At 37.2% G+C, this 24749-nt stretch carries 17 protein-coding genes and 1 rRNA gene; 4 read left to right on the top strand and 14 right to left on the bottom strand.

Annotation, left to right across the window (positions count from 1 at the left end):
- The 6 genes from B5440_RS11805 to B5440_RS11780 all read right to left on the bottom strand — a co-directional run.
- Positions 1-581 (bottom strand): 16S ribosomal RNA (locus B5440_RS11805); the annotation flags it as partial.
- Positions 582-704: 123 nt separating this feature from the next.
- Positions 705-911, bottom strand: coding sequence for a hypothetical protein (locus B5440_RS11800; RefSeq protein ID WP_079711135.1), 207 nt, complete (start codon positions 909-911; stop codon positions 705-707).
- A gap of 397 nt (positions 912-1308) precedes the next feature.
- Positions 1309-3225, bottom strand: coding sequence for a putative porin (locus B5440_RS11795; protein WP_070054012.1), 1917 nt, complete (start codon positions 3223-3225; stop codon positions 1309-1311).
- A gap of 219 nt (positions 3226-3444) precedes the next feature.
- Positions 3445-4212 carry a hypothetical protein gene (locus B5440_RS11790; protein WP_141728122.1) on the bottom strand — a complete coding sequence of 256 codons (768 nt, stop codon included), beginning with the start codon at positions 4210-4212 and terminating at the stop codon, positions 3445-3447.
- 44 nt (positions 4213-4256) lie between these two features.
- Positions 4257-5738, bottom strand: a complete 1482-nt coding sequence (locus B5440_RS11785; RefSeq protein WP_070054010.1) for a RagB/SusD family nutrient uptake outer membrane protein — start codon at positions 5736-5738, stop codon at positions 4257-4259.
- A 12-nt stretch (positions 5739-5750) separates the two neighbouring features.
- Positions 5751-8978, bottom strand: coding sequence for a SusC/RagA family TonB-linked outer membrane protein (locus B5440_RS11780; RefSeq protein ID WP_070054009.1), 3228 nt, complete (start codon positions 8976-8978; stop codon positions 5751-5753).
- A 339-nt stretch (positions 8979-9317) separates the two neighbouring features.
- Here B5440_RS11780 and B5440_RS11775 point away from each other — a divergent pair, with 339 nt between their 5' ends.
- Entirely contained in the window at positions 9318-9914 is a 597-nt protein-coding gene (locus B5440_RS11775) for a ribonuclease HII (protein WP_070054008.1), read from the top strand.
- Positions 9915-9945: 31 nt separating this feature from the next.
- Positions 9946-12399 carry a hypothetical protein gene (locus B5440_RS11770; protein ID WP_070054007.1) on the top strand — a complete coding sequence of 818 codons (2454 nt, stop codon included), beginning with the start codon at positions 9946-9948 and terminating at the stop codon, positions 12397-12399.
- On the opposite strand, the gene lipB is transcribed toward B5440_RS11770, so the two are convergent.
- Positions 12396-13094: a lipoyl(octanoyl) transferase LipB gene (lipB, locus tag B5440_RS11765; RefSeq protein WP_070054006.1), complete on the bottom strand. Its 699-nt coding sequence runs from the start codon at positions 13092-13094 to the stop codon at positions 12396-12398. The genes B5440_RS11770 and lipB overlap by 4 nt on opposite strands.
- Positions 13091-13255, bottom strand: a complete 165-nt coding sequence (locus tag B5440_RS11760; RefSeq protein ID WP_075327910.1) for a YqaE/Pmp3 family membrane protein — start codon at positions 13253-13255, stop codon at positions 13091-13093. The genes lipB and B5440_RS11760 overlap by 4 nt, the downstream gene beginning before the upstream one ends.
- Before the next feature lie 195 nt (positions 13256-13450).
- Here B5440_RS11760 and lysS point away from each other — a divergent pair, with 195 nt between their 5' ends.
- Entirely contained in the window at positions 13451-15142 is a 1692-nt protein-coding gene (gene lysS, locus B5440_RS11755; RefSeq protein WP_070054005.1) for a lysine--tRNA ligase, read from the top strand.
- 187 nt (positions 15143-15329) lie between these two features.
- Positions 15330-17819 (top strand): zinc-dependent metalloprotease, encoded by a 2490-nt coding sequence (locus B5440_RS11750; protein WP_070054004.1) that lies wholly within the window; start codon positions 15330-15332, stop codon positions 17817-17819.
- A gap of 296 nt (positions 17820-18115) precedes the next feature.
- Here the strand turns inward: B5440_RS11750 and B5440_RS11745 are convergent, their stop codons facing one another.
- From B5440_RS11745 to B5440_RS11720, 6 genes are all read right to left on the bottom strand, one after another.
- Positions 18116-19336: a permease gene (locus B5440_RS11745; RefSeq protein WP_070054003.1), complete on the bottom strand. Its 1221-nt coding sequence runs from the start codon at positions 19334-19336 to the stop codon at positions 18116-18118.
- Positions 19337-19363: 27 nt separating this feature from the next.
- Positions 19364-22060, bottom strand: a complete 2697-nt coding sequence (locus tag B5440_RS11740; RefSeq protein ID WP_070054002.1) for a heavy metal translocating P-type ATPase — start codon at positions 22058-22060, stop codon at positions 19364-19366.
- 155 nt (positions 22061-22215) lie between these two features.
- Positions 22216-22536: a four-helix bundle copper-binding protein gene (locus tag B5440_RS11735; RefSeq protein ID WP_037316809.1), complete on the bottom strand. Its 321-nt coding sequence runs from the start codon at positions 22534-22536 to the stop codon at positions 22216-22218.
- Between the two features lie 341 nt (positions 22537-22877).
- A complete protein-coding gene (locus tag B5440_RS11730; RefSeq protein ID WP_232756004.1) occupies positions 22878-23444 on the bottom strand; it encodes a helix-turn-helix transcriptional regulator in 567 nt (188 codons plus the stop codon).
- Between the two features lie 87 nt (positions 23445-23531).
- Positions 23532-24098: a DUF3347 domain-containing protein gene (locus tag B5440_RS11725; protein ID WP_141728121.1), complete on the bottom strand. Its 567-nt coding sequence runs from the start codon at positions 24096-24098 to the stop codon at positions 23532-23534.
- 43 nt (positions 24099-24141) lie between these two features.
- On the bottom strand, positions 24142-24687 hold the full coding sequence (locus B5440_RS11720; protein ID WP_057482700.1) for an ion channel: 546 nt from the start codon (positions 24685-24687) through the stop codon (positions 24142-24144).
- Between the last annotated feature and the right edge of the window lie 62 nt (positions 24688-24749).

The raw sequence follows: 24749 nt of genomic DNA, 5'->3' as shown, positions 1-24749 counted from the left end.
TACGGACCCTTTAAACCCAATGATTCCGGATAACGCTTGGATCCTCCGTATTACCGCGGCTGCTGGCACGGAGTTAGCCGATCCTTATTCGCAGAGTACCGTCAAACCACTACACGTAGTGGCGATTCTTCCTCTGTAAAAGCAGTTTACAACCCATAGGGCAGTCTTCCTGCACGCGGCATGGCTGGATCAGGCTCTCGCCCATTGTCCAATATTCCTCACTGCTGCCTCCCGTAGGAGTCTGGTCCGTGTCTCAGTACCAGTGTGGGGGATCTCCCTCTCAGGACCCCTACCTATCGCTGCCTTGGTAAGCCGTTACCATACCAACTAACTAATAGGACGCATACCCATCTAATAGCCATAAATGTTTAATATGAACTTCAGGAGAAGTCCATGTACTATGGGGCATTAATCCAAGTTTCCCTGGGCTATTCCCCGCTAAAAGGTAGGTTGTATACGCGTTACGCACCCGTGCGCCGGTCGTCATCAGAAAAGCAAGCTTTCCTATGTTACCCCTCGACTTGCATGTGTTAGGCCTGCCGCTAGCGTTCATCCTGAGCCAGGATCAAACTCTTCATCGTTGTTTCTTAAATATAATTACAACAATCAATTGTCTGTACTCAAAGATGACTTATCTAGTCTTAATTCTAAATTATTTGTATCATTTCTCTCTCGAAAAATGTACGCGCTGTCAATTCAATAAATCAATGAACTTCCCCGATCTTACTCAGGATATTCTTGCCGAAATTAAAGGACTCGAACCTCTCTACTCTATCACCCACCCGGGATTTCTTTTCAGTATTTTTGGGAACTTGTTTGCGCTGTAAGCGGCTGCAAATATACAATGCTTTTTCTTTATCCGCCAAATCTTTTTTAGAAAAATTTTTGACATTTTTTTTAAAGCTTTCCATTCTCAAAAGAACTTCAAAACAACTACCGTTTTAACTAAAAACCTTCGCTGTTTTTGCGGCTGCAAATATACACCCTCTTTTGATTCTGGCAAGTAAAAAAATAAGTTTTTTTACTTTTATTTTTTTAAGCTTTATTTCTTCAAAAAAACACCGTATCCCAATATGTAATGAACTTCCCACTCTACTCCCCAACCCTTGTTGTGTCTCAAAGCGGGTGCAAATATACTGCTGTTTTTTAGATGCACAACTATAATTTAAAATTTAATTATTTTTCAGGATTTCTTATAAAATCATCAAATCTCATCTTAATTTCAGTCAAATTGGAGGCATACACGAAATAATTCAGCATATAAAAGGTTAAAAAAGGTGAGAAAGAGAATAACTTCAGCAATAAAAATTAGAGAAAAAAGTTCCAAACCACACCAAAACGAACTAAAAAGTCGGTATAAGGATGGTCTGGAGCAACGAAGTTATTATTCTTATCTATTAGAGAATTTAAATGTTCCAGCTTAAAAAAGATTCGGGTTTGATCTACTTTCCCATTAAAAAAGAAATCCACTACAGGATAATTCCCTAATTCAGCTGAATTCTGCACATAAAATTCGGCTAAGACCGGGTCGTAGGCATTCATATTATATTTAGTGAAATATTTAAATGTAAACCCGGTTTGAAGGTAAAGCGCCTTATCAAACCATTCATCCTTATAATATATGGTATTACGGGTTACAAATTCGGGCAGGTTTAATACCGAAGCGCCGTCCAGGACATTTTGATACATTAATGTATTATCTATTGCGAAAACACCAAAATCAAACTCTTTACTGGCTTTTAATTTTAAGTACCGAACCTGGTCTCCAGCCTGAAAAGGTTTCACCAAAGTATCTTCATCTTCGGTAAAATAAGTGTAATTCTGAATTTGCGTTAACCTAGCTTCTATATTAAGTAATTTTTTAGACCGCAATTCCCCATAAATACTTTGCGTATTCACGTTATCAAAATCGTTCTGCCAATTGTAATTGATATAATTGCTTTGATAAAGCAGGAAATTATAATTGGGCATATGGCTGTTTTGGTTAAAACCAAACTGCAACCTGTTCTCCTCATCCAGGCTATATCCTGCTTGCGCAGCGAAATAGCTGCCAGTAAAATCACCAGCCAGATTAAGCATGGCATCTGCCTGCACATCAAACCCACCTATGCTCTTTCTATACTCTCCGCCAACTGAATAATTTACACCGGTAAGTTTATTATTAATAGTATCGTTTTCCCGAATATAAAAGGTCTTATACCCATATTCAAAATTTTTAACTGCAGCTTTGGCTTTTACTTCTCCCAAAGTTTTATTAGACCATTCTACATAGCCTTCATTATAAAATTCAGTTAAGCGCACGCGATCTCTTAAATTTGACCGTTGAAAGGAAGGACCAAAAATGTCGTTTTCTGCATTGGTTTGAATAAAATCGAACTTTTTATAATCGTGGTTGAAGATATGCCCAACTTTTAGTGCATTAGAGGATAAAGAATCTGGGGTGGCTACCTGGTAATAATGATCAAGATAAAAGCGTTTTCCATATAGAGTACTTTCAGCATTTTCAAATTTCATTTCTAATAAGGAGCGATCTTCAAATTCCTCTTCCTTATCTATATATTGCTGACGGGCTAATTCTGAGAAACCACCGTTTTCCTGATTCAGCAGATCATGCGAAACAAAATGTGTTCTTAAATGATATTTTCTATCTAAAGTTTTATAAGTAAGTCCGAATCTAAAAATCCCGGTACTGGTAAGCATATTCTGATACCTCCCCAGAGCGCGAACCCCTTTATAAGCTACAGAAAAATTCAATCTTTCAGAAGTATTCATTGTAAACAAAACATCCAACTGCTGGCCCTGTTCTGGTACCGTTTTAAAATAGGCTTCTGTGAACGGGGTGGGCACGTGATAATATTTAATGTCTTCTACATCAAGAAAATTATAATGTCTTGCCTGTGCCCCAAATTCAGGATATAGTTTTTGTGCATCAAAATCCATCCCAAGACGGTTGTAGGTTTGCCCTGTATTGGAAAAAGGCAGTAATTCAAAATTATCCTTACGGCGATAATTAAATTTATAATCTTTCTCTATGGTAAGCGTAGTATCAACAAAAGTAGTGTCGTTAGCTACAGATATAATTTTATAAGCTGAAATTGGAGGTTTAATGGTGTCTTCTTCCTCACTTGTATCTTCAGCATTCTGACCTCCCGGGGAACCAGAAAGTTTAGTTTGCGAAATACCTATTAAAGGAATTAATAGCAAAACGAATAATATCTTCTTCATTAAGTAAGATTTGCAACAAAGTTATATTATTTGAAAAACATTTACTCATTAAGTGAGATTTAAAATGACCAGAAGTTTGAAGCTGGATTTTAAAAGTAGCGCGCTGAAAATACCAAAAAGTGAGTTTGAAATTTTTAAATAATTATTCAATAAAAAAGAAAGCCCCCGGGATTACCGGAGGCTTTTCAATAGAATAAGATTCTTTAATCTTTTTAGAGATTACTCAACCTTTGTATAAGTAGAGGTTGCAGTATCACCAAAACCATTTTCCCAGGTTATAGTCAAAGTACCGTCTCCGTTATCTGTACCAGTCAGAGCAACATCGGAACCAAAAGGACCAACCCAAGCTCCGCTTAAGTTACCACATACATCTCTGAAGTTTCCTTCAAACTCTGCACAAGTACCATAAGCTTCACAATACCATTCGATATATAAACCTGCAAATCCATCAGAGATCGTGTAGGTTTTATCACCTGTTTTAACCACTTCAACTTCGTAAGCGAAGTCTTCAATAGGGTTATTAACAGGAGCAGCATCAGTTGAAGAGCCACTAGATAATACTGTGTAAGTACCTTCTAAATTAGAAGGACAATTTCTGGTAACGTCAATTGAAATGTTATTCCCAGTATGTAACTCAGCATCTCCTCCTAAACTAAGCACTAAGCTCTCACCTGCGTTACTTATATTAGTATCACTAACCTCTACAGTAAAAGTAGCCTCATTACCATTCGCAGGAATAGTAACATTTGCAGGAACGGTATAAGCCGCAGGATCTAAGGAAGAACTTCCAGCTACGTTAAGCGGAACCATTCTATCTGATCCAGTCTCATTAGCTGCATACACTGTTATTTCTAAAGAAGCACTACTACCCTCGTCTACAACAAGGTCCATAGAATCATCTTCAAAAGAAACGTAGTTTGGCGGATCAATATCATCCTCATAATTACAACCAACAAAGGTTAAGGAGATAGCCGCAACAAATAACAATAAATATTTTTTCATAATAGTATTTATGTTTTTAAGAATTAAGACTAGTCGTTTTGTGAATTAATAGCAGGGTTATTTTGAATTTCAGCTTCTGGAATTTCAAAAGTTAAACGCTCATCATTATAAGGAATTGGTTCTCCTACAAAAGATAAGTGATTAGCTCCTCTAACAACAGTCTCTTCATTTCTCTTAAGTGCAAGATAAGATTTCCCTTCACCCCAAAGTTCAATTCTAGTTTGAAGATAAATTTCATCTAAAAGCGCTTGTCCAGAAAGACCATCTACATAAGAAGTATCATCTAATCTCTGGTCAAGAAGGGTTTTAAGAGTAGAAATGGCTACAGCCTCATTACCCAAATTCGCAGCTGCTTCAGCGTGCAATAGGTACATTTCAGCAACTCTCATATAAACGTAATCTGTGGTTACAGGAGCCTGACCACCAATTACACGTTCTTGATCATAGAACTTGTTTATTGGCATAAGGTCTGTATATGCGCCTGCTGGAGCAGCAAATTGAGATTTACGCACATCTCCTTCAGGAATTGATGCATAAAGATCTGAATCTATTGCTTTAGCATCACCTGCCCAGGCGTAGCTATAGGTATAGTAATCCATTTGTCCCCACCAGGAAACAAGACCAAGATTGGTATCTATTGTAAGGTCTATACCCCACATCCAACCAGGAGTGCCTAGATCACCAAATCCTCCAAGAACTTCATCGGCACTCATAAGAGAGAAACCTCCGTTATTAATCGTCGATTCTGTAAGATCAAAAACTTCTTGCCAGTTTCCTTTTACGCCTTCTACATAGGCTTTAATTCCCTGGGCAACCTCTTTGTTAATCTGGTTTTTACCGCTTCTTTCAAAACCGTCCAGTAATGAAATCGCATCATTCAAATCACTATCAATCAATCCGTAAATTTCAGAAGCAGGAACTTTTGGTCCATTCTGATCTTCAAGATCATCATAAATAGGTAGTATCTCTTCAGAAGGATCGTAAGATTTCTGGAAGTACTGCGTTAAGTAGAAATATGAATGCGCTCTAATTGCCTTTGCCTGACCCATAATATATTTATTCTCATCAAGTTCCGGCACAGCATCATTTCCACCAAGGGCATCAATTACCGTATTCGCTGAACGAACAATCCTGTAATAATATCTCCAAACCTGGTAATTATCCGAGTTAGTAAAATCCTGTGGTGCTTGAAATTCCGTTATTGATGCACGATACCAACCGTAGGTGCTCACAGAAAGTGCTAAATCGCCGGAAAGCATATCTCCGTAGATATCATAACCTTTCTGACCAAAATCATCATGACCTCCGGTTCCACCTGTTCCGGTTTCAATAGTTAAGGCATAAATACCTGTCATAGTACCAGCTACAACGTCTGGATTCACCTCTGCTGCTTCAGCAATTTGCCCCGCAGTAAGAAACTCCGATGGCTCTTTTTCTAAGAAGTCTTCGCTACAGCCTACACTTAAAAGCAAGCTGGCCGCGACTCCTGTGATTTTTAATATATTTTTCATAATTCTTTTTTTTTAAAATTTAACTCTTATACCACCAGTAATTGTAGTAAGTGGTGCATACAAACGACGTCCTGAGTTTCCAGACTCACTAGTGTTAGGAAGGAAACCATCTCTTGCGCTCTTTACAAAAAGGTTATCACCAGATACAAATAGATTGATATAGTTAATACCAGTGCTACCTAATAGATCTTCTGAAATAGTATAACCTATTCTTGCATTGTTCAATCCGATATAATCGGTACTTGTAATAAATCTTGTAGACGATGAAGTTGAATTTTGGTCAAGACCATCAGCTAAACGAGGTACATCTGTGATGTCACCAGGTCTTTGCCATCTGTCAGCAATATCAGAGTGGAAGTTGTTACCGGCAGCTCCAAAACGGTCAGACATTAATTCTCCGTATTGAGCATCATAAGCATAACCTCCAAGGCTATAGATTAACTGTGCTGAAAAATCAAAACCTTTGTAACCTGCGCTTAAACGCATAGCTCCACGAACATCTGGAATTGCAGATTTCCCTACATATTTATCTGTTGCGTTAGCATAAGTATCAGTAATTTGTCTTTCAACATTAGCATCTGGATTCTCAGCTAAATATGGAGTCATAGACTGAATAGACTCTTCACCGGCATCAAGAATTCCGTTAGAGTTAGCATCATTAAAGTACTCGTACCAAAGTGGCGCTCCGTTAGCAGGATCTACACCGGCATATTCTCTTAAATAAAAATCGTAAATAGAACTTCCCTCAGACCAGGCAAAATAAGCTGGTGAAGTATCTAAGATTCTTGGCTCACCAGTTGAAGGTTCAAGCGGCATTCCAGTAATCTCATTGGTAAGAACTTCTCCATTAATATTATAGTCTAAGTAGAAGTCTGCAGTCTTAACCAAGTGAGCAGTTAAATTGAATTCAAGACCTTTGTTTACTAAATCTCCATCATTCACAGTAATAATAGCAATACCTTGAGAAGGCCCTACTCTACGGTTAAAAATTTGATCTTCAGTAGTCTTAACGTAATAATCTATTTGTGCATCTAACCAGTTTCCTAAACCAAATTCAATACCTGTTTGGAACATTTTTGAAGTTTCCCAGGTTAAATCTGGATTACCATTATCTCTTTGAGATACAGAAATACCTCCAGCCAAAAGACCAAGGTTAAAAGTATCGTATCCAGAGTAGTATCCTACACCGGCCTCATCACCCTGAAGACCGTAAGACGCTTTTAGTTTAAGGAAAGAGATAAAATCGTTGTTAGCAAAATAATCTTCACCTGAAACTACCCATGCAGCACCAACTGCTCCAAAAGTACCCCATTTCTCATTAACGAATCTTGAAGACCCATCACGACGAACAGAACCTGTTAAGTAATATCTATCTAAATAATTATAGTTAACCTGCCCGAAATAAGATTCAAGAGATCTTCCTTCGATAAATCCTGTTGGTGGAGCTAAGTTTTCAACAAAGTTATTCAACTCGTAAATATCAGGACTTACAGAAGTTCCTTTATATTGTGTTGCTTGAGAAATCTCAAACTCATTGCTTTCGTGAGCTATAAGACCGTCAAGAGAGTGATCTCCCCATTCATTATCATAACGTACCAACTGCAGGAAGTTTGTGGTTAAACTTTCTGTATCAACGGTAAATAAGTCACCTCCATTAGAACGACCACCACCGTAGAAAGGATTTCTAAAGTCTTTTTGACGATCCATAAAATACTGAGCACCGAATCTTGACTCAAAAGTTATATTCTCAGTAATATGAATATCAAAAGAGAAGTTACCGTTTAATTCGTGTCTATCAGTACCATTAAAGTCATAAAGTGCAGAACCAATTGGGTTTAGGTTATTTGCATTTGGACGTGCACGGAAACCTGAATCAGAACCATAATCGTATTGATTACCTCCAAAAATTGGATCTGGTACTAACTCAAAGTTTTCATCTCTTAAGAAAACAGGGAAAATAGGAGCCATCTTATCAGCAAACTCAAATAAGTTTTCAGAACCAACAGTTTGTCCATTATTTAAGCTTTCAGAATAAGCATAACCTATGTTCGCTCCAACTGTAAGCCACTCCTTAACATCAGACTGTACGTTTAAACGAGTTGTATATCTATCATAGCCTGTATTAATAGCATAACCATCATCATTCAAGTAACCAAAAGAAGCGAAATAAGAGGTTTTTTCATCACCACCACCAAATCTAACGTTTGCTTCAGTTCTAATGGCTGCATCAAATGCAATATCAGCATAACGTTCTGGAGTGTACCTACGGGTAACACCATCACGCACCATACGAGTATCAGGATTTATCAATTCTGCTCCACCTTCTACATTCCACATATTATATCCTTCTGGAATATAGTTATCTGAAAATAAGTTATTGTTAGCAAAAGCAACAGGGTTGGCATTATCATTAATCACCGCTCTGTTATAAGCTCCTTCCCACACATAACCAATATACTCTTCTGGAGAAGTTAAAACATCATATCTAGCAATCTTTTGATCGTTAACACCTGTTTTAACATCAATTTCAATGTAATCTTCACCTATTCCACCTTTTTTAGTGGTAATAAGGATTACCCCATTGGCACCCCTAGAACCATAAATAGATGTTGCAGTTGCATCCTTTAATACGGTAGTAGTTTTAATATCTGCAGGGTTAATAGAGTTTATACTCCCTGTAAAAGGCACACCATCTACAACATAAAGAGGAGCTCTGTTTCCATTTACAGATCCAAAACCACGAATACGTATAGTAGAAGTAGTTCCTGGCTGCCCAGAGGAATTAATAACATTTACCCCGGCAACCTCACCGGCAAGAGCTTGAGAAACGTTAGAAAAAGATTTCGCTTCTAAGATCTCAGCATCAACTGTGGTTGCAGTACCAGCAAAAGACTGTTTTGTTGCAGTACCATAACCTACCACTACTACTTCATCTAGAGCGGCAGCATCTGTTCCTAAAGTAACATTATAAGAATCTGACGCGCCAACAGTTACTTCATAAGTAGTGAACCCTACATAACTAAAGACAAGGACATTTCCTTCTTCTACAGAAAGAGAATAGTCTCCATCAAAATCAGTCTGGGTACCATTGTTAGTACCCTTTTCAATCACGTTCACCCCGGGTAAGGGCAAACCATCTTCATCGATGACCGTACCAGTCACCACTTTTTCCTGTGCAAATGTAAATTGCACTACAAACGCTAGTAGTAGCGTAAGAATTCCATGTAATTTGTTTTTCATTATTATTTAAATTTGAATTAGCCTTTGCCAAAAATCATAATAAAATCTTAATAAACCAAATGATTTTTCAATTGAATTATCATTCCTCATATTAAAACATCTTTAAAAGATGCAAAACAATAGGCCTTTCAGACCTTATTTTTTTGCGAATCCATTAAAAATATACAAAACTGATACCCAGACTAACTGCCTTCTTCAAAACATTTTTTCCGGCAAAAAAGCAAATACAGCTACAATTTGCTATGCACGCCTATTATTTTAACAACCTCTCACTTATATATACGAGTAAAAAGAGATAATAGTTTTGTTTAAAACCGGGATTCTTGCAACTTTTGCAATATGCTAAAAATGTACAACCTACCATGCCACGTTGCCGGAACCGATGAAGCCGGCCGCGGTTGTCTTGCCGGGCCCGTAACTGCTGCTGCAGTTATTCTTCCAAAAAAATTTAAAAACGAACTGTTAAATGACTCAAAACTAACCAGAGAAAACGACCGTAATAGTCTTAAAGAGATCATAATGGAGGAAGCTCTTTCTTATGGCATTGCACATGTATATATGGAAGAGATCGACGAGATAAATATTTTAAACGCTTCTATTCTGGCTATGCATCGCGCCATAGAACAATTGCACTGCGAACCCGAACATATAATTGTAGATGGTAATAAATTTAAACCCTTCCGTAATATTGCTCATAATTGTATAATAAAAGGAGATGGAAAATTCCTAAGCATTGCCGCTGCTTCAATTTTGGCTAAAACAGCCCGTGATGAATTTATGAAAAAGATACACCAGGAATTTCCAGTGTATAACTGGCAACAGAATAAAGGGTATCCTACTAAAGAACATCGCCAGGCCATAAGGGAATATGGGAGCACTCCTTATCATAGAAAAAGTTTCAAACTCCTACCGGAACAACTTAAACTTAGCCTATAACTTTTATATTTGTTAAAAATCCTGAAAGTCTATGAAGAAAAGTCTCTTCGCAATTTTGAGTATCTTTTTAATACTTTCCTGCCGGAACCAGGAGAAGGTCGAAAATCTTAGCGGTTTTATTCCCAACGATGCGGCGATAATTATCCAAACTTCAAACCTAAAGCAATTTCAACAGGATTTTAATTCACTTTCCTTTTTAAAGGAAAATTCTCTTAGTGCAAAAAGGAATATTCAAAAAGACCTGAGCTTTCTTAAATATACCGACAGCCTTACCGAAAGCATCGTTAGTATTTCTGTTCCGAAAAATGCAAAATTCATTTATACTATTATAAGTAAACAGCAACCTAATTTTCAATTGGATTCCATTCAAAATAAATCTGTTCAAAATATAAATGCGGAAGGTTTAAATTATCAGAAGCTAAACTTAGAGGGAAATGAGTTTTTCGTTTCGGAAGAAAATACGCCATTTATCATCTCAAGTTCCGAAACTCAGTTGCGGCAAATCTTGAAAAAAGAGAATCTTCTTAAAAACGAAAGTTTTGAGAAAGCTTACAAAGCGATTGCGCCCAATAAAACTTCACTGATTTTAAATCACAACAAACTTGAGAATTTTCAGCAAAGTGTATTTCCTAATTTAGATTTGGAAAATGTAAAAAATTACGCGGGTTGGAGCGCGGTAGACTTGGATTTCACAAAAAACGGAGTTACCTTTAATGGTCTCACCATCCAGGATAATAAAAAAAATCATCATAAAATTCTTGCAAATACCGGGACAGTCGATATAGAGTTCGCCAAAATTGTTCCGGAAAATTCAGATGGATTTTTTGCTTTGGGCTTTCAAGATCCGGAAACCTTTCTTCAAAATTTAAAAGAATTCAGACAAGATTCCATTGAAAGACCTGAAGATAGAATCATATTAAACACACAAGAGGCCGGAATTATTCTAGCTGAAGAAAATTCCTTATTCGCAATAAAAACACTGATAACTACAGAAGCTACCGACTTAATTGCCGGTTTTGCCAATTTAGAAGAAAACTATCGTGACTATCCTATATATAAGGTATCGCAAACTGATATTTTTAATAAGCTTTTTAATCCTTTCTTTAGTCCAAAGGCTACTGATTTCGCTGCTGCAGTTGATCAATATCTCGTATTTGCCGACAACATACCGCAACTTCGCGATTTAATTGCCGATTATGTAAATAAAAACACCCTGGCAAATGAAGCTTACTATAAAGACAGCGAGAAAAACCTGGCGCAAGAATCTTCTATACTTATTGCCGGAAAAACAGCACAATTAAAAAATAAATTGGCCGAGGCCGTTTCTAAAGAATTTAGTGCTGAAATGAAGAATCTAAATTTAGGCAAACATAAACTGGCAATCCTGCAATTGGTAGAGGAAGACGATTTTGCCCATATCCACGGTAGTTTTGAATCGCAGAACGAGCAAAACACTTCAAATAATAAAACCGAAGAAATGCTTTCGGTAAGCCTGGAAGCCGAATTACTTACAGAACCGGTTTTGGTGAAAAATCACCTGAATAACCAAATGGATATCGCGGTTCAGGATATAAATAACACCCTTTACCTTATCTCTAATAAAGGGACGATTTTCTGGAAGAAAAAGCTTAAAGGTCAAATCTTAGGAAAAATTCAACAGGTAGATCTTTTTAAAAACGGGAAATTTCAGCTTGCTTTTGCCACACCTTACTCCATAGAAGTTTTAGATAGAAATGGGAATACCGTAAAACCCTTTCCTCTTAAATTTAAAGATGAAATCACACAGCCTCTATCGTTATTTGATTACGACAACAACCGGAAATACCGCTTTTTGATCACTCAAAACGACGAAGTTTTTATGTATGATAAAAACGGAAAAAGTGTAAAAGGATTTGATTTCAGGAAAACCAATTCCGAAATTCTACAAGCTCCAAAACATTTGAGAATCCAGAATAAAGATTATATAATTTTTCCTGAAAAATCTGGCAAGCTAAATATTCTAAGTCGGCAGGGAGAGCATCGGATAAAGGTAAAAGAAAGTATAGATTTTTCTAAAAATGAATGGTACGAGTTTGAAAATAATTTTGTTTCAACCAATACTGAAGGAAAACTTGTAAAAGTGACGCAAAATGGATCAGTCAATATAGAAAAGACCGATTTTAGCGAAAATCACAGTATAACTGCAAGACCTAATTTACTGGTTAGTCTTTCAGAAAATATTTTAAAGATAAAAGGAAAAGAATTAAGCCTGGATTACGGACTTTACACCGAACCGGAAATCTTTTATGTAAATGATAAATACTACATCAGTTTAACCGATCTACAAACACAAAAAGTATTTGTATTTGATAGCAATGCAGAACTTCTTCCCGGTTTCCCGGTTTACGGAACTTCAGAAATTAATTTAAACAATGCAGATATAGATCAACGTCCTGAATTTGTCGTAAAAGGAGGTGATAAAGAGGTTTTGATGTATAAGCTCTAATTGAATTCTGCTTCAAACAATTCAGCAAAATGTTTTAAAACCTTCTCCTGAACTTCAGCTAAAGGAATTTCCTTCTTCCCGAGTTCTACGTTTAAGGAAGTAACCGCTTTACCCTCTATTCCGCAGGGAATAATATGGTCAAAATAGCCAAGATCAGAATTTACATTTAAAGCAAAACCATGCATAGTTACCCAGCGACTGGCACGAACGCCCATTGCACAAATCTTTCTGGCAAAAGGTGTTCCCACATCAAGCCAAACACCCGTTTCGCCTTTGCTTCGTTCTGCTTTCAGACCATAATCGGCAAGCGTAAGAATTATAGTTTCTTCAAGAAACCGGAGATATTTATGAATATCGGTAAAAAAATTATCCAGGTCTAGAATTGGATATCCTACCAATTGCCCCGGCCCGTGATAGGTAATATCACCGCCGCGATTAATTTTATAATAGGTTGCCTGCTTTTTCTCTAAATCGGCTTCAGAAATAAGCAAATTCTTTATATCGCCGCTTTTACCCAAAGTATAAACGTGCGGATGTTCTACCATTAAAAGGTAATTGGGAGTGGTTTCACTTAAATCCTGCCTTCTGTTCTTAATCTTAATATCCAGAATTTCTTTAAAAAGATTTTCCTGGTAATCCCAGGTTTCTTTATAATCTTTATATCCTAAATTCTGTAAATCTATCTTCTTGTTCATACACCTTTTCTTGGATTATTCAGAATAATTAGTGCCGCGATCACGCCCGGGATCCATCCCAAAATAGTAAGGATCAAAACGATTAAAATAGAACCACAACCACGATCGTAAACCGCTAGCGGAGGAAATAAAACAGAAAGAATAACACGCCAAACACTCATTTATCTAAAGCTATTACCAATTTATACCGCAAAGATAAGATTATAAATAGAGAAAACTTATTACATAAACAAGTGCATTTTTATATTCCAAATATTATCAAAATTCAGGTTTATATCGCATTGGTTGGTAGCCACATAGTCACTATATTTGCACTCGTTTTGCGAAAGCAAGCATTAATACATCAAATTACGAGTATGCAATTATCTGAACAGGAAATAGTAAGAAGAGAGAAGCTTTCTGCACTGAGAAAAGCAGGTATTAACCCTTATCCGGCAGATTTGTTCCCGGTAAAGGACACCAGCAAGGGAATAAAAGAGAATTTTGAAGATGGAAAAAAAGTGGTGCTGGCTGGTAGGTTAATGTCCCGCCGTATCCAGGGGAAAGCCTCTTTTGCCGAAATACAGGATTCTAAAGGAAAGCTACAGGTTTATTTTAACCGTGATGAAATTTGTACCGGGGAAGAGAAAAGCAAGTACAATGATGTATATAAAAAGTTGCTGGATATTGGCGATTTTATAGGAATTGAAGGCGAACTTTTTAAAACCCAGGTTGGGGAAATGACTGTGATGGTGAAAGATTTCACTTTACTGAGCAAATCCATTCGTCCTTTACCGCTTCCTAAAACCGATAAAGAAGGAAATACCTACGATGGCTTTACCGATCCCGAACATCGTTATCGCCAGCGTTACGCCGATTTGGCTGTAAATCCGAAAGTAAAAGAGATCTTCGTAAAGCGTACAAAATTGTTCAACGCAATGCGAAACTTCTTTAATGAAAGGGAATATTTTGAAGTTGAAACTCCAATTTTACAATCTATTCCCGGTGGTGCTGCTGCAAGACCGTTTGTTACTCATCATAACGCATTAGACATTCCGCTTTATTTAAGAATTGCTAATGAATTATACCTGAAAAGACTGATCGTTGGCGGATTTGATGGTGTTTATGAATTTTCTAAAAACTTCAGAAATGAAGGAATGGACAGAACCCATAATCCTGAATTTACAGCGATGGAAATCTATGTAGCCTACAAAGACTACAACTGGATGATGGATTTCACCGAAAAGTTGCTGGAACATTGTGCTCTGGAGGTAAACAAGACTACCGAAGCTGTTTTTGGAGAAAATAAGATCGACTTTAAAGCGCCTTACAAACGCGTTACAATGACCGATTCTATCAAGGAATTTACCGGGTTTGATATTACCGGAAAATCTGAAGCTGAAATTAGAAAAGCAGCGGAAGATATGGGAATTGAAGTTGACGAAACTATGGGAAAAGGAAAGCTCATCGATGAGATTTTTGGTGAAAAGTGTGAAGGAAATTACATCCAACCAACCTTTATTACCGATTATCCCAAGGAAATGAGTCCGCTTTGTAAAGAACACCGTGAAAACCCCGAACTAACCGAGCGTTTTGAACTGATGGTTTGCGGAAAAGAAATCGCTAATGCATATTCAGAATTAAATGATCCTATAGACCAGCGTGAGCGTTTTGAAGAACAATTAAAACTGGCTAAAAAAGGAGATGATGAAGCAACCGAATTTATAGACCAGGATTTCTTAAGAGCCCTGGAATATGGAATGCCTCCAACATCTGGACTGGGAATAGGAATGGATCGATTAATTATGTTCTTAACCAACAATCAATCCATCCAGGAAGTTTTATTCTTCCCGCAAATGAAGCCGGAAAGAAAAGCTGTTGAACTTAGCGAAGATGAAAAAGCGGTATTTCAGCTATTAAAAAGTGATGAAATTCAGGAACTGGATACGATAAAAACCAAGTCTGGTTTAAGTAATAAAAAGTGGGACAAAACCCTGAAATCACTGAGAAAACATAAAATGATAGATGTTTTTAAAGATGACGAAACTATGAAGATAAAAGCGGTTTAAAATTCAGAAAAGTTTTTACAGATCAGATAAACAATAGTTAAAATAAGACTTTTTAACTTTACTTTTTAAACCTTTTTAAGATAAATCAGTCAAAAGATCACCAAATGGTGGTCTTTTTTCGTTTTTTAGCTTTCGCTAAAGAAAATTTATCACTTCAAATTAATCACACAAACCAAAATTTAACTTTATGACCAAACGATTTACGAATAAGCTATTTTTAATAGCCTTATCGGTTTCGGTTTCCAGTTGTGCGGTTTTTCAGCCTAATAAATCTTCGGCTGATGCCTCCAAAAAAGAAGCCTCAAAAAAGAATGGTGACCTGGAACCTTACACCAAAGTAATTACTAAAGATGCTAAAAGCGACGAAGGTTTATTCACCGTTCACCGCGTAGACGATAAATATTTTTACGAGATCCCAGATAGTCTGTTTAACCGTGAAATGCTTACCGTAACAAGAATTGCAAAAACCGCCACTGGAATTGGTTTTGGCGGTGGAAAACAAAACACGCAGGTACACCGCTGGCAGAAAAAAGACGGTCACGTTCTTTTAAGAGTTGTTTCTCACGAAATATATGCGGCTGATTCCCTACCTGTTCACGAAGCAGTAGTTAATTCTAACTTTGAACCAGTTTTACAACGTTTTCCGGTCAAAACAATAGGAAAAGATACCGTTAACAAAACAACTGTAATCGAGGTAACAGATCTTTACACAAAAGATGTAAAGGCATTAGGACTAAGAGAAGGTTCAAGAAAACAATATAAAGTTTCGCGTTTAGACGATAGCCGTTCTTACATAGATACTATTCGCAGCTATCCTGAAAATATTGAGGTGAGGCACGTAAAAACTTATAGTGCAGGCGCCCCTCCTTCTAATGAGAGCACCGGGTCTATTTCTTTAGAATTTAGTAATTCTATGATCCTGCTTCCTAAAGAACCCATGAAACGTCGTTATTTCGATCAGCGTGTAGGTTGGTTTGCCCGAGGACAAACAGATTATGGGCTTGATGCTCAAAAAAGTAAAGAAGTAAAATATCTTGACCGTTGGAGACTTGAGGTAAAAGAAGAAGACAAAGAGAAGTTTAAAAACGGGGAATTAGTTGAGCCGAAAGAACAAATTGTTTATTACGTAGATCGCGCCACTCCTAAACAATGGGTTCCTTATATTAAACAGGGAATTGAAGATTGGCAGGTTGCTTTTGAAGCTGCCGGATTCAAAAATGCGATTATCGCTAAAGATCCACCAACAAAAGAAGAAGACCCAGATTGGAGCCCCGAAGATGTTCGCTACTCTGTAGTGCGTTACCTGGCTTCCCCAATTCCAAACGCCAATGGCCCTCACGTTAGTGATCCGCGTTCTGGAGAAATATTAGAATCAGATATCAACTGGTATCACAATGTAATGACCTTGCTTAGAAACTGGTTCTTTGTTCAAACTGCGGCAATTAACGAAGACGCTCGTAGTGTTGAATTTGAAGATGAAGTAATGGGACGTTTAATTCGTTTTGTTTCTTCTCACGAAGTTGGGCATACTTTAGGTCTTCCGCATAATATGGGAAGTAGTGTTGCTTATGCGGTTGAAGATCTACGTGATCCTGAATTCACTGCTGAATATGGTACTGCACCATCCATTATGGATTATGCGCGTTTTAATTATATCGCACAGCCAGAAGATGGTGATGTTGCACTAATGCCAGATATTGGACCTTACGATAAGTATGCAATAAAATGGGGTTATCGCCCAATTCTTGATAAATCTGCTGAAGAGGAAAAAGAAATTCTTGATGAATGGATTCTTGAGAAAGCTGGAGATCCTTTATATCGCTTCGGAAGCCAGCAAAGTGGTGGAGTTATAGACCCTAGTTCTCAAACCGAAGATCTTGGAGACGATGCTGTTTTAGCCAGTGAATACGGAATTAAAAACCTTAAGCGCATTATGCCGAAATTGATCGAGTGGACTGCTGAAGACGGCAAAAACTACGAGGATCTTGACGATATGTACGGCCAGGTTTTAAGTCAGTTTAATCGATATATGGGACACGTAACCGCAAATATTGGGGGTATTTATGAACATTATAAAACTTACGACCAGGAAGGTGCGGTTTATACTCACGTTTCAAAAGAAAAGCAGAAGGAAGCGATGAACTTTTTACAGGAACAGCTTTTTGAAACCCCGGAATGGATGATAGACCAGGAAATTTTCAATAAGATCCAGTTTGATGGTCAGGTAGAGCGTATTAGAAATATGCAGGAACGCACGCTTAACAACCTACTTGATTTTGGTAGAATGGCTCGTTTAATGGAGAACGAAGAAGTAAACGGTGATGAAGCTTATGGTTTAATTGATATGATGAGCGATGTGAGAACCGGAATTTGGAGTGAAGTTTATTCAGGACAAAATATTGATCGTTACCGCAGAAATCTTCAGCGTGCTTACATAGAGCGTATGGAGCATTTAATGACGGAAGAGCAAAGCGAAATTCCATCTCGCTACAGAAGCTGGATAACCCGAAGTGACATAGATGTTGCGCAAAGTGATATTCGCCCTGTGGTAAGAGGAGAGCTTAAAACACTTCAAAATCAAATTAGAAGAGCTTCTAATCGTGGAGATCGTTTAACGAGATACCACCTTCAGGATGCTTTAGAAAGAATAGATTTAATTTTAAACCCCATCAAATAATCCTAACATTTTTTTGATTTGTTAGTTTTGGAACCACCGTCCCTACGCGGTGGTTTTTTTATATTTTATTTTAAACCTTTTTAAAAATTTAAAGTCTTACTATAAAAGCCCCACTTTAATTGCTATGAAAAAGATTTTTTAGTAGTTAGGAAATGCTAAAAATCAAAGAGGGACTTTTTAGGTTGATTAGTTGAGTTTGTTTGAATTTTAAAATGAGAGCAGTATTAGGAGAACCGAAAATCTAAATTTTATATCTGAGCCTAATAAAATTTATCTTCTTCCCTGCTCTCTTTTTATTACAGAAAAAACTTCGCCACTAAACCTCCGGCAAGCCACAGGTAACATACAAAAGCTATATATTTTAAGCTAGTTTCCAACAACTGGCTTTTAGGTGCCATTTCCTTCATATGCATTACATCTTTCCGCTTATAAAATCCAAGATAAATTAGTACTCCAGAAATTGCTAGAAAAGCCATATTCAGCCAAAAAGTATAATCTATTTTAAAATGATCGGTATTAGTGATTTTTACTGAATTTGGGTCTGGCAGTAAATTAAACAGGTTAAAACCGTAATGCAACAGTAGAGATGTACCAATAAGGGCGGTAAAGAGAAGGAAAAGTATAAATAAAGACATTTTCCAGCCGTAATATTTCGCGTTGATCCGTAACACCGGAAACACTACCAGATCACTAAAAATAAAGGCCATAACCCCCGCAAAGCTCACTCCTTTCCCAAATAGAAGTGCTGCTAACGGAATATTCCCCATAGAACCTATAAACGTTAAAAATGCAGCAATTGGCCCTACTATGATATGTTCAAGAATTGTAAAAAAGCTAAAATCTGTATTTCCACCTCCTGTATTTATAAATAAAGTTTGAAAAAAGGAATCTGGAACAAAAGCAGCTACAACCCCGGCAATAGTAAAACCTAAAGTCACATCTTTCCAAACCATTTTCCACTCCATCGCATATTGTTTAGATACTTTAGCCCAGCTGGTTTCCGACTTCATTTTTTTCTTCCAGGATTTTTCTGAATCCTCATCGTCATCATCGTTTTCATCAAGGCGCTTTCTGGCCTTTTTGATCATTTCTTTAGGATTAATAATTCTAATGAGTAACCAACTTATTAGAATTAGCAATATTCCTCCTACGTATTCTCCCACAACAAATTGCCAACCTAAGAAGATGGCAATCAAAATTCCTAATTCTATAACGAGATTAGTTGAAGCAAGTAAAAAAGCGATAGAGGAAGCAAAACTGGCGCCTTTTTTAAACAAACTTTTGGTAGAAGCCAGGGCTGAAAAACTACAGGAACTACTAATAAATCCGAAAAAAGTTCCCAATAAAAGGCTCTTAGATTCGTCTTTACCCATAGTGCGCTGCATCCTTTTTTCGGTTACAAATATTTGTATTCCACTACTTATAATATATCCTAAGATAAAAGCCCACAAAGCCATCCAGAAAAAGCCGGCGCTGGTGTAGGCTGCTTCTCCCCATTTGCTTAAAAAATCCTGCATTTCCTTAAATTTTTGAGTGATTTAAAGTTAATCCAATTTTGTATTTCTTAATCTCAGTGCATTCGCAATCACAGAAACCGAACTAAAACTCATAGCTAAAGCTGCGATCATGGGTGAAAGTAAAAGTCCGAAAACCGGGTATAAAACTCCAGCGGCAACAGGTACTCCAAGAGTATTGTATATCAAAGCAAAGAACAAATTCTGCTTAATATTACGCATCACTTTTTTACTCAAAGTCTTTGCTTTTCTAACTGCCTTTAGATCGCCTTTCACCAAAGTGATCTCGGCACTTTCTATAGCTACATCGGTTCCTGTTCCCATAGCAATTCCAATATTAGCCTGGGCCAGAGCAGGAGCGTCGTTAATTCCATCACCTGCCATTGCCACTTTTTTTCCTTCCTGCTGAAGTTTTTTCACTTCACTCTGTTTATCTTCGGGAAGCATTCCTGCTTTGAAGCCAGTTAAGCCCAGTTCTTCTGCGACAGATCTTGCGGTTTTCTCATTATCACCGGTAAACATATAAACCTCAACCCCATCATCCATTAGAGATTTCAAGGCTTCCCTACTGGTTTTCTTAATAGGATCTGTAATTGTAAAATAACCTATTACTTTTCCATTCCGTGATATATAGGAAACGGTTTTACCTTTTTCCTGCTCTGCGGTTACTTTCTTATTTATTTCTGAAGGAATCTCAACATTTTCAGCCTGCATTAGCTTCTCATTCCCAATAGCTATTTTTTGATCGTCTACCATTCCGGTCACCCCTTTTCCGGTAACGGAATTAAAATCTGAAGCTTCTTTATATTTCAGCTCTTTTTCCTTTGCAAAATCAACCGTGGCTTTTGCCAGAGGATGCTCACTCTGGGAATTTACCGCAGCGATAAGTTTTATAATTTCTTCCTCATTTTCTTCTGAAATCACCTCAACTTTTTCCACTTTAGGTTTACCCTCGGTGATGGTTCCGGTTTTATCAATAATCAACGTATCAATATCATCCATCTCCTCCAGGGCACGGGCATTTTTGATCAAAACTCCGTTTTGGGCTCCTTTTCCTACGCCCACCATTACCGACATTGGTGTGGCCAGGCCAAGTGCACACGGACAGGCAATAATCAATACCGCAATGGCATTTACCAGAGCATATACATATTGAGGCTGGGGACCAAAAATAGCCCAGATCACAAACGTAAGGACTGAAATACCAACCACGATAGGCACGAAATAAGCCGAAATCCTATCGGCCAGTTTTTGAATAGGCGCCTGAGACCTGCTGGCGTCATTGACCATTTTAATGATTTGAGAAAGCAGGGTTTCATCTCCCACTTTTTCGGCTTTCATCGTAAAACTTCGGTTTCCATTAATGGTTCCCGAACTCACCTTATCTCCCTCTACTTTATCTACCGGAATAGGTTCTCCCGTAATCATAGACTCGTCTATACTGGAGTTTCCCTTTTCAATAACTCCGTCTACAGGAATTTTATCACCGGGTTTTACTCTTAGAATATCGCCCATATGAATTTCTTCTATAGAAACTTCTTTTTCTTCGCCATCAACTACTTTAATCGCTTTATTTGGAGCTAGTTTCAGTAATTCTTTTATTGCAGAATTTGTTTTGCTATGGGCGCGGGCTTCCAGAACCTGCCCAAGTAAAACAAGCGTTAGAATAACCGTGGCGGCTTCAAAATAAACGTGCACCGTTCCACTTTCAGTTTTAAACTGCGGCGGGAAAAAATCTGGAAATATCAATCCAAAAACGCTAAAGATCCAGGCCACTCCTGCTCCAATCCCTATAAGCGTAAACATATTTAGATTCCAGGTTTTTACAGAACGCCATGCACGTTCAAAAAACATCCAGGTAGCGTAAAAAACAACTGGCAGGGAAAGCCCAAACTGAATCCAGTTCCAATATTTTTGAGCTAAAATTTCATAAAGTGGATTGCCCGAAATCATTTCAGACATCGCGATAATAAAAATAGGCAGCGTAAACGCCACGGCTATTTTAAACTTCTTAAGCAGTTTTTTGTAAGATTTACTTTCTGAAGATTCTTCAGGTTCTTTAGGTACCAGGTCCATTCCACATTTGGGGCAGGAACCGGGACCGTCCTGCTCTACTTCTGGATGCATTGGGCAGGTATAGGTAGTAGCTTGTGGTTTTAGGCTGGCTTCTTCTACCAAATCCATTCCGCAAACAGGGCAATCACCGGGCTTATCGTAAGTTTTATCGCCTTCACAATGCATAGGGCAATAGAAAACGCCCGTGCCTTCGCCTTTAGGTTTTTTCTTTTTTGGTTTTACTTCTTCTCCGGGTTCGTGAATTTGATAATGCCCACCATCATCCTGTAAGGCCTGCTGTAGTTTCTTTAAAGGAATATTCTCTTTAGAAAAAACTTTAACTTCAGCCTTTTCCAGATCTACTTTTGCTCTTTTTACTCCTTCAACTTTATTTAATGTCGCTTCCACGTGAGCGCTACATCCTTTGCAGGTCATTCCACTTACCGAATAAGTTTGAGGAACCTCATCTGCTAAATAAATTTCGTAATTGCTATCTTCAAGTGCAGCCTGGAACTTTTCAAGTTCAATATGCTTTTCCATCTCGATCTCAGCACTAGCTTTTTCGAGATCTACCTTAGCATTGGTAACGCCTTCCACGTTCTTTAAGGAATTTTCAACGTGGGCTCTGCATCCCATGCAGGTCATCCCGGAAATTTGATAGTTATGTTTCATAAATATTATTGAAGAAAAAAGACTGTTTGAATTTTTAGTTTTAATTACGTCATGCTGAACTTGTTTCAGTATCTAGGTGGCAAGAAATTAGAACCTGAAACAAGTTCAGGTTGACGTCTAATAGGAAAAATTCAAACAGTCTTAAAAATTAAGTTCTATGCTAAATAAGCTTCGCAAGCCTTCACGCATTCACGACAAGCTTTTGCGCATTCCTGGCAATGATCATGCTCGTGTTGTCCACATTCATCTGCACATGCATTACAAACTTCGATACAATATTTTACGAGTCCGTCTACGTTTTTATAGTCGGTAGCCAAAACCTGGTTAAGGGTGCTACAAACCTCTGCACAAACCTTATCGGTTCTAATGCAATCTTTCATCATTTTCACATTGTCTTCATCCAGACAGGCATCTGCACAATAATTACAATGGTTAATGCAATTCCCCAATGCTTTCAGCATTTTTTCATTTCTCATAATATTGGTTTTTATTGGTTTACTACGAAATTAACTACTAAAAACCGAAATGAGTTTTAAAATTATGGTAAGAAATTATAAGAAAATGGGAAAAAATGTTGATAATAAATTGTGAACTTCGGAGAAGCTCAAAAAGCATTATTATTTGAAAATCCAATTTGATTTCGAGCCAAGCCCCTGAGCATTTAATCTCGATTATCGAGTAAAAGGCCACTAATTCACGAATTAATTAGAAATCCTGATGAAAAAATGATTAACCGCCCATAAAAAAAGTTTTTTCATTATGAATGAATCAAACTTAATTTTTAGAAAACATTCGTGTATTCGTGGCAAAAATCCTCCTATAGTTTATCCAGTGACTTACGGTCCTGATGTTGTGATTTAAATTGAGAAGGATTCATCCCTGTTTCTTTCTTAAAGAAGGTGGAAAGATAAGCGGCACTGCCAAAGCCCATTTTATCGGCAATTTCTGAAATATTCAACTCCCCGTATTCCAAAAGCTCTTTAATGCGTTCTGCTTTTATTTTATTCTGAAAACTTTGAATACTGTGTCCCTCTGCTTTGGAGAAAATGTTGGTGAGATGACTGTAATCGTAATGCACTTCTTCACTTAGAACTTCAGAAAGCTTTTTGTTCCCCGAATCTTTATGTTCGTAAACCAATTCTATAATCAAAGATTTTATATCGGTTACAATTTTGTTATTTCTTTCGGCTACAATTTCAAAACCGTTCGCATTGAGTTCCTCTTCCAGACTTTGGAATTGAGCTTCAGAAAGTTCGTTTTTAAATTCAATCCTGCCCAAACTGATATTAATATAATTAAGGTTTTGCTGTTGCAAAGTCTTCTCAACACTCATGAGGCAACGGTCACAAACCATATTCTTTATATGCAGGATGTTTTCTTTCAAAATAGTTATGATTAATAAGAAATAAGGTCGGCTAAATTTTCGGATTGGAGAATCAAAAATGTTTAACCGACCTTAAAAATGATTTAATTATTCAATGGTTGCTTCTACCCTACCGCATTTCAGCATTTTATTTCCGTAGTAAGGATTAAAAATATCTTTTGAATTTGAATACCAATAGTCTCCTTTTCCTTCAAAAGCCATTGGGCAATATTGCTTATAAATTGCTCCAGATTCCAAAGCATTCATTAACACAGGCTCCATTGCTTCTGTAAGTTTAGAAAAAGCCTCACGTTGTTTATTCACATCGTCGCTTTCTGCAATGGTATTCGCAATAGCCGCTATACCTTCGTTCTCGCCTGCTTTTTCTGCGAGTTTTGCAGCTTTTTCACCGGCTGCTTCGGCATCGGTATTTACAAAGGCATCCTTGATCTCTACATACAAGGTATAGATTTCTGCGGTGTTTTCATCTTTAAATTCGGCTTGCATTTTTTCGCCTTTATAAGTTTCTGCTTTAGCCTGCTCATCTGGCTGGTGCATCTCATTCTGCATAGGCTCTGGTGCATCCACTTTATTTTCCTCATTCTTACAGGAAAATATTACCATACTTCCAGCGATAAGGCTAAGCATTGTAAGGCTTCTAAGATTTTTTTTCATTTTTTTGATTTTTAATATATAATTTAATTTGAGGTTTAAAAGTTTAATCCTTAATGTTAATTCGGTTAATATTTGCCGTCCCAAAGACCAGCACAAAGAAATAGAGAATTGTTTCCAAAATTACTAAGAATTTGGCCGATAACGACAAAGGCACAAAATCACCATAACCAACAGTAGAAAACGAGATTAGGGAGTAATAGAAAAACTCAAAGAATAAGAATATTGAGGGTTCTCCAAAAATCAAATTCGTTTTAAAGTTGGCTGCTTCGTTTAGATAAAGCGCATAATAATCTGAAGCAAAAGAAAGCACAATAAGGCTTATTATTAGCGTAAAAAGGCTTAAAACGTGCTCTAAATAGTGACTATCTCCTAATATCTTACTTAACTGTGTGAAAGTAATTCTTACTATTAAAAATGCCTTGGTAATCGCAATAGCAATGATGAGCCATTTCCAGGCTTCATTATCTAATGATTTTGGCAGAAATAATACATAAAGAAAAGCAAGAACTACTACAATTCCCAGGGTCCAACCTGCTTTAGAAAACAGTTGACCATAAAACTTCTTATCAGCTTCTTTTTTATCACTCATTTATCTCTTATTTCTATTTTTTTCTAAAAACTCAATGAGTTCTTCATTTTGCTTAATTTTTC

This window comes from Salegentibacter salarius (genome assembly GCF_900168265.1).
Lineage (GTDB): Bacteria > Bacteroidota > Bacteroidia > Flavobacteriales > Flavobacteriaceae > Salegentibacter > Salegentibacter salarius.
Note: the sequence above shows the minus strand (reverse complement) of the source record. Positions and strands in the feature narration are given on the sequence as shown.